Source organism: Janibacter hoylei PVAS-1 (assembly GCF_004025845.1).
Classification (GTDB): Bacteria; Actinomycetota; Actinomycetes; order Actinomycetales; family Dermatophilaceae; genus Janibacter; species Janibacter hoylei.
The window spans coordinates 280,453-293,751 of record NZ_PIPF01000007.1 but is presented as its reverse complement, the minus strand read 5'-3'; the positions used below and the strand labels follow the sequence as shown (position 1 = coordinate 293,751).

11 protein-coding genes are annotated in these 13,299 nt (G+C 71.9%); 6 read left to right on the top strand and 5 right to left on the bottom strand.

Annotation, left to right across the window (positions count from 1 at the left end):
• Window positions 1-66: 66 nt before the first annotated feature.
• The 3 genes from hemG to CWN80_RS08300 all read left to right on the top strand — a co-directional run bounded on the left by hemG (window position 67) and on the right by CWN80_RS08300 (window position 3,314).
• Entirely contained in the window at window positions 67-1,482 is a 1,416-nt protein-coding gene (gene hemG / locus CWN80_RS08310) for a protoporphyrinogen oxidase (RefSeq protein WP_128277118.1), read from the top strand.
• Window positions 1,479-2,198, top strand: coding sequence for a hydrogen peroxide-dependent heme synthase (gene hemQ / locus CWN80_RS08305; protein WP_007929327.1), 720 nt, complete (start codon window positions 1,479-1,481; stop codon window positions 2,196-2,198). Before hemG ends, hemQ begins: the two co-directional genes overlap by 4 nt.
• A 204-nt stretch (window positions 2,199-2,402) precedes the next feature.
• Entirely contained in the window at window positions 2,403-3,314 is a 912-nt protein-coding gene (locus tag CWN80_RS08300) for a type IV toxin-antitoxin system AbiEi family antitoxin domain-containing protein (protein WP_007929329.1), read from the top strand.
• 105 nt (window positions 3,315-3,419) lie between these two features.
• Here the strand turns inward: CWN80_RS08300 and msrB are convergent, their stop codons facing one another.
• Window positions 3,420-3,845, bottom strand: a complete 426-nt coding sequence (gene msrB, locus CWN80_RS08295; protein WP_128277176.1) for a peptide-methionine (R)-S-oxide reductase MsrB — start codon at window positions 3,843-3,845, stop codon at window positions 3,420-3,422.
• Between the two features lie 105 nt (window positions 3,846-3,950).
• Window positions 3,951-6,389 (bottom strand): lamin tail domain-containing protein, encoded by a 2,439-nt coding sequence (locus CWN80_RS08290; protein ID WP_128277117.1) that lies wholly within the window; start codon window positions 6,387-6,389, stop codon window positions 3,951-3,953.
• Between the two features lie 158 nt (window positions 6,390-6,547).
• On the opposite strand from CWN80_RS08290, the gene CWN80_RS08285 reads away from it, so the two are divergent.
• Complete coding sequence (locus tag CWN80_RS08285; RefSeq protein WP_007925068.1) at window positions 6,548-7,630, top strand: DNA polymerase domain-containing protein; 1,083 nt, start codon at window positions 6,548-6,550, stop codon at window positions 7,628-7,630.
• Here the strand turns inward: CWN80_RS08285 and CWN80_RS08280 are convergent.
• Entirely contained in the window at window positions 7,627-8,685 is a 1,059-nt protein-coding gene (locus CWN80_RS08280) for an ATP-dependent DNA ligase (RefSeq protein WP_083853613.1), read from the bottom strand. The two genes, CWN80_RS08285 and CWN80_RS08280, sit on opposite strands and share 4 nt — an antisense overlap.
• A gap of 61 nt (window positions 8,686-8,746) precedes the next feature.
• On the opposite strand from CWN80_RS08280, the gene CWN80_RS08275 reads away from it, so the two are divergent.
• Complete coding sequence (locus CWN80_RS08275) at window positions 8,747-9,892, top strand: alpha/beta hydrolase family protein (protein ID WP_007925066.1); 1,146 nt, start codon at window positions 8,747-8,749, stop codon at window positions 9,890-9,892.
• A 7-nt stretch (window positions 9,893-9,899) separates the two neighbouring features.
• Here CWN80_RS08275 and CWN80_RS08270 read toward each other — a convergent pair whose 3' ends face one another.
• Entirely contained in the window at window positions 9,900-10,574 is a 675-nt protein-coding gene (locus tag CWN80_RS08270; RefSeq protein ID WP_040880680.1) for a dihydrofolate reductase family protein, read from the bottom strand.
• Between the two features lie 47 nt (window positions 10,575-10,621).
• On the opposite strand from CWN80_RS08270, the gene CWN80_RS08265 reads away from it, so the two are divergent.
• Window positions 10,622-11,500 (top strand): polyphosphate kinase 2 family protein, encoded by an 879-nt coding sequence (locus CWN80_RS08265; protein WP_238148131.1) that lies wholly within the window; start codon window positions 10,622-10,624, stop codon window positions 11,498-11,500.
• Window positions 11,501-11,606: 106 nt separating this feature from the next.
• On the opposite strand, the gene CWN80_RS08260 is transcribed toward CWN80_RS08265, so the two are convergent.
• Window positions 11,607-13,280, bottom strand: coding sequence for an acyl-CoA dehydrogenase family protein (locus CWN80_RS08260; protein ID WP_007925063.1), 1,674 nt, complete (start codon window positions 13,278-13,280; stop codon window positions 11,607-11,609).
• Window positions 13,281-13,299: the final 19 nt, after the last annotated feature.

Here is a 13,299-nt window from a genome sequence, read left to right as displayed (position 1 = left end):
CCGGCGTCGTCGAAGGGTCTGACGGCGGCGGGAGGCGATCGGTTCCCTCGTGGGAGAATTGGGTCCATGGGTCACCGGGTCGTCGTCGTCGGGGGAGGGCTCGCCGGCCTCGCCACCGCCCACCACCTGCTGCAGGGTCACCCCGGGCTCGAGATCACCGTGCTCGACGGGGGCGACCGCTTCGGCGGCAAGGTGCGCCAGCACGACGTCGGTGGGGTGAGGGTCGACGTCGGCGCGGAGTCCGTCGTCGCCAGCAGCGTCGCCGCCCGTGACCTCTTCACCGACCTCGGGCTGGCAGAGCAGGTGGTGCACCCCGAGCCGGTCCCCGCCGCCATCTGGTCCCGCGGCCGGCGCTGGCCGGTCCCCGGCCGCACCTTCATGGGGGTGCCAGGCCCGGGCAGCGACCTCACCGGCCTGCTCGACGAAGGGGAGGCCGCCCGAGCCGCGCAGCCGGCCCCCTTCGTCCTCGACGAGGGGGACCTGACGGTCGCCGACGCGGTCGGCCGGGTGTGGGGCCGCGCTGTCGTCGACCGGGTCGTCGAGCCGCTGCTCGGTGGCGTCTACGCCGGTCGGGTGGAGCGGCTCTCGCTGCGCTCGACGATGCCGGCGCTGTGGGCGGCCCTGGCCGCGGGCGGGCCCGCGGACCGTGCCGTGGCGGGGCTGCTGCCGCCGCCCACGACGGCCCCGCGGCCGCGGGTCATGGGGCTGGTCGGGGGCATCGGCACGCTCGTCGAGGCACTGCGCCACGCGCTCGCCGGCGCGGGGGCGCGGCTGCTCGACTCGACGATGGTGCGGCGCCTGGAGCGCACGCCGACCGGGTGGCGGGTCATCGCCGGGGCGACGAACGCCGAGGTCGCACACGAGGCCGACGTCGTCGTGCTCGCGACCCCGGCCACGCCGACCTCCCGCCTGCTGGCCGGGCACGCCTCGACGGCTGCCACAGCGCTCGCCGGCATCGACTACGCCTCCATGGCGGTGATGACGGTCGCGCTGCCGGCAGACCAGACGCCCGACCTGCCGGGCAGCGGCTTCCTCGTGCCGGCGGTCGACGGGCGACCGATCAAGGCGAGCACCTTTTCGGCGTCGAAGTGGGCCTGGGTCCGGGAGGCGAGCACCGATGTCGTGCTGCTGCGGGCCTCGGCTGGCCGTGCCGGCGAGGTCGCCTCGCTCCAGCGTGACGACGACGACCTCGTCCGGGGCGCCCTCGCCGAGATCTCGAGCGCCGTCGGCGCGCCGCTGCCCGCACCCGTTGACCAGCACGTGCAGCGGTGGGGCGGCGGTCTGCCGCAGTACGACCTCGGGCACACTGGGCGGGTCGCCGCGGTGCGCTCCGCGGTCGCGCAGCTGCCCGGTCTCGAGGTGACCGGCGCCGCCTACGACGGTGTGGGCATCGGCGCGGTGCTCACCGGCGCGGCCACGACCGCCACGACGATCCTCGACGCACTGCCCCCTTCGTCCACCACTGAAATGGAGCCCCGATGACCACCCGGCCCGCCCCCGTCAAGCCCACGCGCGAGCAGCTCGAGGCGATCAACAGCAGCGTCCACTACGCGATGTTTTCCGCCTTTGCGCTCGTGACGCCCGTGGGCGACGACGACCGCGACGCGATCGCGCAGGAGGTCGAGGCGCTCTTCGCCGAGCTCACCGAGGGCGGCGTGCGCATCCGCGGCGTCTACGACGTCGCCGGCTTGCGCGCCGACGCCGACATCCTCGTGTGGTGGCACGCCGACGACATCGAGCTGCTCCAGGACGCCTACAAGCGACTGCTGCGCACCGAGCTCGGCGCCCACCTCGAGCCGGTGTGGTCCAACGCGGCGGTGCACCGGCAGGCGGAGTTCAACCGGAGCCACGTGCCGGCCTTCATGGCGGGGGAGGAACCGCGCGACTACGTGTGCGTCTACCCCTTCGTGCGGTCCTACGACTGGTACGTCCTCGATGACAAGGACCGCCGCTTCATGCTCGCCGAGCACGGCGCCATGGCCAAGGACTACCCGGACGTGCGGGCCAACACCATCCCGGCCTTCGCTCTCGGCGACTACGAGTGGATCCTCGCCTTCGAGGCCGACGAGCTGCACCGCATCGTCGACCTCATGCGTGAGCTGCGCGCCTCCAAGGCCCGCCTGCACGTGCGCGAGGAGATCCCCTTCTTCACCGGCCCGCGGGTGAGCGTCGAGGCGCTCGTCGCCGGCCTGCGCTGACCTGGGCGCGGGGCGAGGTCCCACCTGCCCCACGATTTCCGGGTCACCCGATAATCCCCGGCTTCGCAAGAGTCCCAAACCCTTGCGAAGCCGGGGTTTGTCTTGTCGAGTGGCTCCGTCCACAACCTCGCTCCCTGGAGGGGTGGGGTCCACAAGTTCGAGCGTCCGCCGGGGCTACGGCGGCTGCCGGCCAACGCTGGTGGCATGAGAGAAGTCAGCGGCGCTCCCTTCGCGCAGCTCGTCGCCATGCCCGACGGCATCTTCACGCGACAGGACGCGTTGCGCCACGGGGTGACGGACGAGGTCCTGACCGCCGCAGTTCGCCGAGGCGTCATCGCGAGACTGTGCCGAGGCGCCTACACGGTCCCTGGCCCACGGACGAAGGGGGAGGACCGCCGCCTCATCGCGAGGGCGGCACTGCGCCTCTACCCGGACGCCATGCTCTGCGGGGCGACGGCGGTCGCCGCGCACGGGATCTCGTTGTTCGAGGTCCCGCTCCTACCGGTGGACGGGGCCCGTCCGATCAAGCGAGAGGCCGGCACACGGCATCTGCGGTTCCGTCCTACCCACGTCCCCCCGGTCAAGACCCCGTGGGGGCCGGGACAGCCACTACCCGACGCGCTCGTGCAGCTGACCATGGACCATGGAGTCGTCGCAGGAGTTGCCTCCATCGACGCCGCGCTGCACGCAGAGTCCGTGACGCGGGCCGACCTCGACCGGGCCTTTGCCCGCGTCGCCCGGTGGCCACACAGCTCGCGAGCGCGGTGCGCCCTGGCGTGGGCGGACGAAGACGCCGAGTCGTTGGGCGAGAGCGTGACTCGCGTGATCTTGCTGGGCGCAGGGTTCGCGGTGACCTCGCAAGTGCGGATCGAGGAAGCCGACGGAGACTTCATCGCCAGGGCCGACCTCGGCATCGAGGGCACCAACGTCCTGCTCGAGTTCGACGGCAAGGTGAAGTACACCGACGGCGGGCCGGAAGCGCTCTTCCGAGAAAAGAAGCGCGAGGACCGGATCCGACGACGCGGCTATGTCGTCATCAGGGTCGTGTGGGCGGATCTCTTCCACCCCGAGCGAATCGTGCGAGCCGTCACGGAGGCCCTCGCGAACGCTGCGTGACCACTGAGCAAGACAAACCCCGGCTTCGCAAGGGTTCGAGACTCTTGCGAAGCCGGGGATTATCGGGTGACCCGGAAATCGTGGGGCGGGTGAGGTACCAACCCCTCAGCCCTGGGCGGGACGCAGGGTCATCGAGATCGAGTTGATGCAGTAGCGCTGGTCGGTCGGGGTCTCGTAGCCCTCGCCCTCGAAGACGTGACCCATGTGGCTGCCGCAGTTGGCGCAGCGGACCTCGACGCGCGGGCGGCCGGGCAGGGAGTCGTCCTGCACGTACTCGACCCGGTCCTCGGCGAGCGGGGTGTAGAAGCTCGGCCAGCCGCAGTGGCTCTCGAACTTCGTCTCGGAGGTGAAGAGCTCGGACCCGCAGGCGCGGCAGGCGTAGACGCCCTCGGTCGTGGTGTCGGTGTACTCGCCGGTGAAGGGCCGCTCGGTCCCGGCGGCCCGCAGCACGGAGAACTCGTCGGGCGAGAGCTCCTCGCGCCACTGCTCGTCGCTCTTGGTCACCGCGTAGTCGCGGCCGGTGGACTCCATCATCGTCAGGCTCCTCGTCGATCGGTGTGCTCATCATGCAACGCAACGGCCCCCGGAGATCATCCGGGGGCCGTCGCACGCCGCGGTGGGCGAAGGGAGGTCAGCTCACTTCTTCAGGTCGAGGTGGACGACCTGCGGGTCGTGGTCGCTGTCCTGGTCGGCGAAGGGGGAGTTGGTGTGGACGATGTCGTAGGTGAAGGCCGGCCGCCTGCCCTTGCCGGGGTGCCCGGGGCGCCACGGCCCGTTGACCTTGCCCTCGAGGGTGGCGAGCGAGGGCGAGAGCAGGATGTGGTCGAGCACCTGGCTGTTGCCGTCGTAGACGTAGGTCCAGCGCTCCGACTCCGGCAGGGTGCGCGGCAGGTCGGTGAGGGCCTGGGTGCCGGACCCCTCGAGGATGTCGGTGAGGACGTCCGTCGTCTGGCTGAACTCGAAGTCGTTGACGTCACCGGCGACGACGAGCTTGGCCTCGGGGTCAGCGGCCAGCAGGTCGTCGGCCAGGTCGCGAACCTCTCGTGCCTGGGCGTGGCGGGCGTCCTCGCTCGAGCGGACCGGCTGCTGCCAGCGGCCGAAGAGCGGGTCGTCGCCCCCCTTCGAGCTGAAGTGGACCGCGGCGACGAAGACCCGCTCGCCGCGGAAGCGGTACTCACCGATGAGAGGCTTGCGCGAGTCGGTGAAGGCCTGCGAAGCGGGCGCGATCCGGCCGGGCGACTCGGTGAGGTGGGCGCCCTTCCTGTCCTTGACGACCGCGGTCGCCCGGTCGGCCGCGCCGCTGCTGCGCTCGATGAAGTCGATGTCGCGATCCGTGCGGTGGAGCAGCACGTTGCGGATGTTGCCGCCCGGCTGACCACCGTCGGCCTTGTCCTGCGGGTCGACCCAGTTGGCCTCGTAGCGGGGGCCGCCCTGCGCCTCGATGGCGGCGATGAGCCGGTCGGTCGTCGCCGAGGAGTCGACGGTGCCGTCGTCGGTCGGGCCGCTGTTGTCCTGGACCTCCTCGACGGCGATGACGTCGGGGCTGCGCAGGTTGGTGACGATCTGGCCGGCGAGCCGGTCGAACTTGCTCTGCTCATTGCTCGGCGACAGGTTTTCGACGTTGAAGGAGGCCACGGACAGCTCGCGCGGGTGCTGCCGTCCCGTCACCTCGCGCTCGAGACCGCCGTCCTCGACGGTCGGGACATGCGTCGCGAGCAGCTTGAAGTTGGCGAAGGAGTAGTCGAGCGGCCCGGCGACGAGCCCCGGCAGCCGGTCGCGGACGTCGGCGTCGGGGAGCGAGCCGCTCGGCAGGAGCACGTCGTCGACGAGGACTCGCATCGCATTGGGCTGGTCGTAGCCGCCGTAGACGACACCACCGGCGGACGACCGGGTCGCCTCGACGCCGGTCCCGGGGACGACGGGGATCTCGTAGCCGGTCGGTCCGACGACCTGGGCGTCGCGCACGCCGACCCGCATGCCCTCCATCGACTCGTAGAAGTCGATGGCGTCCCTGTCGGGGCGGAAGGCCGCGTCGGCGTACTCGACGCTCTTGGGGTCCTCGGCGTCGACCGTCTGCTGGGGAGCGGTGCGGTCCTCACCGAGGACGACCGCCTCCGGCACAGCGCCGGTGCCGGTCTGGGTGACCACGGGGGAGACGATCTCGGTCGTCGTGAGGTTGTCCCACCCGCCGGAGCCGCCCGGGCGGAACTCGTCGACGACCCCGTCGACGCTCACGGTGTCACCGACGGCGACGGTCGGCGTCGAGCGCGTGTAGACGAGGACCGCCTCGGAGGTCGCGTCGTCGTCGTCCGGCGTCGTGCTCTGCAGCCAGAAGCCGGAGGACGAGACGGCCGTGACGACGCCCTCGACGTCGTTGACCTTGGACCCGTCGAAGGGGGAGAGGTGGTGGCGCCCCTGGATCTGGGCGATGGTCTCGGGCTCGTCGACGGGCGGCTCCTCGCCGTCGTCGGGGTCGCAGACGACCGGGGTGGTCGACGAGTTCTGCGGGGTCGGGGCGCCCACCGTGAAGTCCGCGGCGTTGTTGTCGGTGTCTACGCACACGTCCGTGCGGGCCACCGAGGTGGCGTTGTCGGTGGCGTCGGCGGGGCCCCCTTCGGCCGTCGTGGCGGAGCCCCAGCCGAGCCGGTCGGCGACCTGACCATCGGGGCGCACGACCTCGACGCGGGCGCCGGAGGAGGACATCGGGACCCTGCCCGTCGCGTCGGGCGCCGGCAGCGCGGGCAGGGAGGAGTTGGCGCCGTCGGCCTGCTGGACGAGGTAGCGCCCGCCGGCGACGACCGTGCCCGACAGGGGAGTCGTCTGCGGCGTGGTGCCGCTCGCCGAGTAGTAGCGCAGGGTCCAGCCGGTGAGGTCGACGTCCTCCTGCGCGCGGTTGGCGAGCTCGACGAAGTCGCTGCGGTAGACGGCGCGGGAGTTGCCGCCGCCTCCGTAGGCCTCGGCGATGACGAGGTCTGGCGATGCGGCGGAGGCGCTCGGGGCGGTGACGGCGAGGCCGGCGACGGCGAGAGGCGCGGCGGTCAGTGCCGCGAGGGCGCGGCGGGCACGAGAGGGCATGGGTGGCTCCTGGGAGGGACGGGCGTGGCTCCCAGCAACCTAGGTCGCCTCGGCACCGCGCGCAGCGCGAGCCGGTGAACGTCGCGTGACGATCACCCGACGGGACGAAGGGAGCCGAGCCGCCCCCCTTCGTCGATGGCAGCCCATACGCTGACCGCATGGCCAAGACCCCCGCCGTGATGGTGCCCGCCGGTGACCGCGAGGTCCGCGTCTCCAGCCCCGACCGGGTCATCTACGAGGCGACCGAGCGCGCCCCGGTGATCACCAAGCTGCAGGTGTGCGAGTACTACGCCGCGGTCGGCGAGGCGATGATGCGGCAGATCGGCGGGCGGCCCACGGCGATGGAGCGCTGGCCCGACGGCTGGCGCGAGGGGATGCGGCTGGCGGTCGGCCCGCGTGACAAGGACGCCGACGGCTTCTACCAGAAGCGGCTGCCCCGGGGCGCACCCGACTGGGTCGAGACCGTGGGCATCACCTTCCCGAGCGGGCGCGGTGCCGAGGAGCTGTGCCCGACCGAGCCGGCGGCCCTGGTCTGGGCGGCGCAGATGGGCACGCTGACCTTCCACCCGTGGCCGGTGCGCCGACCGGACGTCGACCACCCCGACGAGCTGCGCATCGACCTCGACCCGCAGCCGGGCACGAGCTTCGCCGACGCGCAGCGCGTCGCCGGAGTCGCGCGCGAGCTCCTCGAGGACCTCGGCATGCGGGGCTACCCGAAGACGAGCGGCAACCGCGGCATCCACGTCTACGTGCGCATCGAGCCGCGCTGGTCCTTCGAGGAACTGCGGCACGCGGCGATCGGCTTCGGTCGCGAGCTCGAGCGGCGTGACGACGGGGTGACGACGGCCTGGTGGAAGGAGGAGCGCGGCGAGCGGATCTTCGTCGACTTCAACCAGAACAACCGCGACCGCACCATCGCCGGTGCGTGGAGCCTGCGCGCCCGCCCGGGTGCACCGGTGAGCACGCCGATGACGTGGGAGCAGCTCGCGCAGGTCACCGACCCGGCCGAGTACAACCTCACGACGGTGACCGACCACCTCGCCGACGGCGACCCGTGGGCCGACATGGACGAGACGGCCCACTCCCTCGAGCCGCTCCTGGAGCTGTGGGAGACCCTGCCCGGCGGCGAGCTGAACTTCCCGCCCGACTACCCGAAGATGCCGGGCGAGCCGCCCCGCGTGCAGCCGAGCAAGAAGGTCGCCGAGCACTGGGACGAGGAGGGCAACCGCGTCGACGGCTAGTCGAGCACCTCACCGAGGTCGTAGGCCGCGGCGCGGTCGATCTGGTCGAGCGTGCACGACTCCGGGTCACGGTCGGGGCGCCAGCGCAGGAACTGCACCGTGTGCCGGAAGCGCCAGCCCTCGAGCTGGTCGAAGGCGACCTCGACGACCCGCTCCGGCCGCAGGGGCACGAAGCTCACGTCCTTGCTCGAGCTGAAGCGCGACCGGTCGGTCTCGGCGTGCTCGACGTTGCCGTCGGCGTCGCGACGCACGAGCGGCTCGAGCTCGTCGACGAGCTCGAGGCGACGCTTCGCGGTGAAGGCGGCGATGCCCCCGACGTTGAAGAGTTGCCCGTCCTGGTACAGCCCGAGCAGGAGCGAGCCGACACCCTGACCGGACTTGTGCACGCGATATCCGGTGACGACGGCCTCGGCGGTTCGCTTGTGCTTGATCTTGAGCATCGTGCGCTTGCCGGGGGAGTAGGGCGAGGCGAGGGCCTTCGCGACGACCCCGTCGAGCCCGGCCCCCTCGAAGCGGGTGAACCAGTCGGTCGCCTCGGCGGCGTCGCGGGTCACCCGCGTGAGGTGCAGCGGTGCTCCCTTCGCCATGCCCTCGAAGAGCGTCTCGAGCCGCTCCCTCCGCTCGACGAAGGGAGCGCCCGTCACGTCCTCGTCGCCGACGGCGAGCAGGTCGAAGGCGATGAACTCGGCCGGCGTCTCCTGCGAGAGCTTGGTGATCCGCGACTCGGCGGGATGGATGCGCTGCCCGAGGGCCTCCCAGTCGAGGCGCTGGGCGCCCGGCTCGCCACTGCGCACGACCACCTCGCCGTCGACGACGGCGCTGCCCGGCAGATGCTCGACGATCGCTGCCACGAGCTCTGGGAAGTAGCGGGTCAGCGGCTTCTTGCCGCGGCTGACGAGCTCGACGTCGTCGCCCTCCTTGCGCACGATGCACCGGAAGCCGTCCCACTTGGGCTCGTAGGAGTAGCCACCCTCCACGGCATCCGGCGCAGGCACATCCGTGACGGCCTTGGCGAGCATCGGGTCGAGCACGAGGTCAGCGGGAAGTGGTGTCACTCACCACATTCTGCCCGCGAGCCACGACATTTGAGACGATGACGCCGTGACTCAACGGACGGTGGCCGAGCGGGCCCTGACCTACGGCGCGGTCGCCGCGGGATCCGCCCTCATGGGCGCCGGTTCCGTGTGGGTCGGGGCGGGCACGTACTTCGCGCGCAAGGTGCTCACCCCGGACCTCGTCCGCCCCGACGACACCCGGATCCACGTCATCCACTCCGACAGCGTGACCCTCTCCGGCACCCCCGACCTGCTCGTCCCCGGCCGCTACGGACTGTGGCTGGACGGCGGTCGCGGCCACGCCCGCATCGGTGGGGTCCTCGAGGTCGACCACCGCCGGCAGCGGGTGCGTCGCGAGCTCCTCGGCGTCGACGAAGGCGTGCTGCAACCCGGGACGGCCCGCTTCAACGGCTACTACTACGGCCGCGACCCTCAGGCCGACCTCGGCCTCGAGACCCAGGACGTCGTCGTGCCCGCGGAGCTCGGGCCGATGCCCGCGTGGGTCGTGCCCGGTGGCAGCGGCGAGCGCTGGGCCGTCCTCGTCCACGGGCGCGGTGCGCGCCGGCACGAGACGCTGCGTGCCATCCCGGCGCTGCACGCCGCCGGCCTGACCTGCCTCGTCCCGAGCTATCGCAACGACGGAGACGCCCCGCGCGGCCCCGACGGCCGCTACAACCTCGGTCTGTCGGAGTGGCGCGACATCGAGGACGCGATCGCCCTCGCGCTGGCCCGCGGCGCCCAGGAGATCGTCCTCGTCGGCTGGTCGATGGGTGGGGCGATCGTCCTGCAGTTCCTCGACCGGTCACCGCTTGCCGCCGAGGTCTCCCGCGCGGTGCTCGACGGGCCGGTCGTCGACTGGGGCGACGTGCTGCGCCACCACGCGGCCCTGCACCGCGTCCCCGCGCCCGTCGGCCACCTGGGGAGCGCCCTCATGGGACAGCACTGGGCCAAGCGCCTCGTCGGGGTTTCCGAGAGCGTCGACGTCGCCCGGACCAACTGGGTCAAGCGGGCCGACGAGCTCTCCCACCCGATGCTGCTCATCCACTCGCGCGACGACGAGTTCGTCCCCGTTGGCCCGAGCGAGGCCCTGGCCGCGGCCCGGCCCGACCTCGTGACCTTCGAGCCCTGGTCGTTGGCGCGCCACTGCAAGGAGTGGAATGTCGACCCGAGGCGGTGGGACGCGGCTGTCGCGGACTTCGTCCGGTAGCTGCCGCTCAGACCAGGCGCCACAGCCCGAGCAGGGTGCCGTCCTCCTCGAGCAGGTGGCGGCACCGCAGGGTGCGGTCGACGGCGGCACCGTCGAGGATGCGCGGGTGGTCGGTGCGGAGCCCACCGACGAGGTGCGGCGTCCACGACAGGGCGAGCTCGTCGACGAGGCCCGCCGTGACCAGGTCTGCGGCGAGAGAGGGTCCCCCTTCGCAGAGCACGTGCGGACCGAAGGCGGTGCGAGCCCGCTCGACGACCGCACCCAGGTCGACCTCCGCGTCGCCGCAGACCCAGGTGGTCTCGTCCTCGGTGGCCCCCGACGACCGGGTCGTCGCGAGGACCACGGAGTCCGTGCCACGGACGGTCTCCGGCCGACGGCCGCTCCTGGAGACGACGACCATCGGCGTGCGTGCCGGCCCGTACTCCTCCGCGCGGACCGTGCCCGCGCCGACGAGCAGGACATCGGCCGCCCGGCGCATGGCCGCGAAGCCACGGTGGTCGGCGGCCGAGTTGATCGACCCGGAGAGGCCGTCGGCGCCCGTCGCCGCACCATCGAGCGTGGCCACGAAGTTGAGCCGGAGCACCGGGTCGCTCGTGGCGTAGAGCCGATCGGTACCCGACTCGTCGAGCTCCTCACCCGGCACCACGTCGAAGGGGGCGTCGTCGGCCATGAGAACCCGCATGCGCTCGAGTCTGCCGCACGACCCGCCCGGCTGACATGATGCGCAGCATGGCCAAGGACAAGAAGTCGGGCAAGAAGGCGACCTCGGGGTCGGCGACCCCTTTCGGCGACGCGCTGCGCGCCGGGCCGGGGACGGACCTGGCGTCGATCGACACGCGGAGCACCCCGGGCTTCAACGGGGACAAGGCCGCCAGTCAGGAGGCCCTCTCGGCCCTGGCCGGCGAGGTGTCGGACCTGCAGGAGCGACTCTTCGCCGAGTCGCGCGCCGGCGGTCAGCGCAGCGTGCTGCTCGTCGTGCAGGGCATGGACACGGCGGGCAAGGGCGGCATCATGCGCCATGTCGTGGGCGCGGTCGACCCTCAGGGTGTCGACATCACGAGCTTCAAGGCGCCGACGGCTGAGGAAAAGAAGCACCCCTTCCTCTGGCGCATCCGCAAGGCGCTGCCCGAGCCGGGGATGATCGGCGTCTTCGACCGCAGCCACTACGAGGACGTGCTCATCGTGCGCGTCCACGACCTCGTCCCACGCGCCCAGTGGAGCCGCCGCTACGGGCAGATCAACACCTTCGAGGAGAGCGTCGCCGACAAGGAGACGACGATCATCAAGGTCATGCTGCACATCAGCAAGGACGAGCAGAAGGAGCGGCTCACCGAGCGGCTCGAGCGCCCCGACAAGCACTGGAAGTTCAACCCCGGTGACATCGACGAGCGCGAGCACTGGGACGCCTACCAGGAGGCCTACCAAGCCGTCATCGACAAGTGCTCGACCGATGTCGCGCCCTGGTACGTCGTGCCGGCCGACCGCAAGTGGTTTGCCCGCCTGGCCGTGATGCAGCTGCTCAAGGAGCACCTCGTGCAGCTCGACCCGCAGTGGCCGAAGGCCGACTTCGACGTCGCCGCCGAGCTGGCCCGGCTCAAGAAGTCCTGACCGCCCCCCTCCGTATTTCCCTAGGGAAATACGGAGGGGGTGCGTATTTCCCTAGGGAAATGACCGCCTGAGCTGACATTTGCCTAGGGAAATGCGCAGGTGCGGGTCAGGCGGTGGCCGTGGCCCGGTCGACGGCGGTGGCGCCGGCCAGCGTCACGAGGCCGGTGTCGAGGGTGCCGAAGCTCTCTCCCTTCGCCCGGCCGAGCCGGGACTCGACGAAGGCCTCGGCCAGGTCGGCGGGGGAGTGCAGCACCATGAGGCTGCCCTGGAGGGTCAGGGCCAGTCGCTCGACGAGCCGGCGGGCGCCGGTGGCGACCTCGACGCCGTCGAGTGCGCCGAGCCCGGCGCAGTCGCGCTCCACCTCGTCGAGCGCCGTGTCGAGGGTCGTCAGCCGGCCGCGGGCGACGGAGGCCTCCTTGAGCAGCGCCATGAGCGACGCCGGCTCGCGACCGATCGCGCGGAGCACGTCGAGCGCGTTGACATTGCCCGAGCCCTCCCAGATCGAGTTGAGCGGCGCCTGCCGGTAGAGCCGGGCCATGCCGTTCTCCTCGACGTAGCCATTGCCCCCGAGGCACTCCAGCGCCTCCGCGACGAAGGGAGAGGTCCGTTTGCAGACCCAGTACTTGCCGACGGCCACGCCGAGGCGGGTCAGCTCGGTCTCGCCCTCGTCGACGGCGTGGGCCAGGCGCATCCCGAGCAGGGACGCCGCCTCCGACTCGAGCGCCAGGTCGGTGAGGACATTGCGCATGAGCGGCTGGTCGACGAGCAGCGCGCCGAAGGCACGACGGTGGCGCGTGTGGTGGACCGCTCGCGTCAGCGCCGCCCGCATCGTGCCGGCCGACCCGAGCACGCAGTCGAGCCGGGTGGCCGAGACCATGTCGATGATCGTGCGGACCCCGCGACCCTCCTCGCCGACGAGCGACCCCCACGTCCCGTCGAGCTCGATCTCGGAGGAGGCATTGGAGCGATCGCCGAGCTTGTCCTTGAGCCGCTGCAGGGCGAAGGGGTTGCGCGTCCCGTCCTCGAGGACCCGCGGGACCAGGAAGCAGCTCGGCGGCGCGTCCTCGGCGGTCTTGGCCAGGACGAGGAAGACATCGCTCATCGGGGCGGAGCAAAACCACTTGTGCCCGGTGAGCCGGTAGGTGTCGCCGGTGAGCGGACCGCCGGGGGTGCGGACGGCAAGCGTGGAGTTGGCCCGCACGTCCGACCCGCCCTGCTTCTCCGTCATCCCCATGCCGGCGATCGCCCCGGCCTTGGTCCCGACCTCGCGCAGCCCGAAGTCGTAGTCGCGGGAGGCGAGCTTGGGGGTCCAGCGTTCGGCGAGCTCGGGCGAGTGGCGAAGGGCGGGGACCGCCGCGTTGGTCATGGTGATCGGGCAGATGTGCCCCGGCTCGACCTGGCTCCACGTGAGGAAGCCCGCGGCGCGGGTGACGTGCGCGCCGCTGCCCTGCGGCCGCGTCCACGGCACGGCCGTGAGGCCGGCCGACGTCGCGTGCCCCATGAGGTCGTGCCAGGCGGGGTCGAACTCGACCTCGTCGATGCGGTGGCCCCAGCGGTCGTGCGTCACGAGGCGGGGGGTGTTGCGATGTGCGCGGTCAGCCAGTTCGGCGGCCCCCGCCGACCCGGCGAGCCGGCCCAGCGCGGCCAGGTCGCTCGTGGCACCGGCGAGGTGCTCCGAGGGGACCCAGCGCTCGACACCTTGTGCGACAACCGGATCGCTCGTGAAGACGTCGTGACCCCCGTAGGGCGGGACCTGGTTGGTGACCTCGTGCGTCGGCATGTCCGCACGATACGGCCAG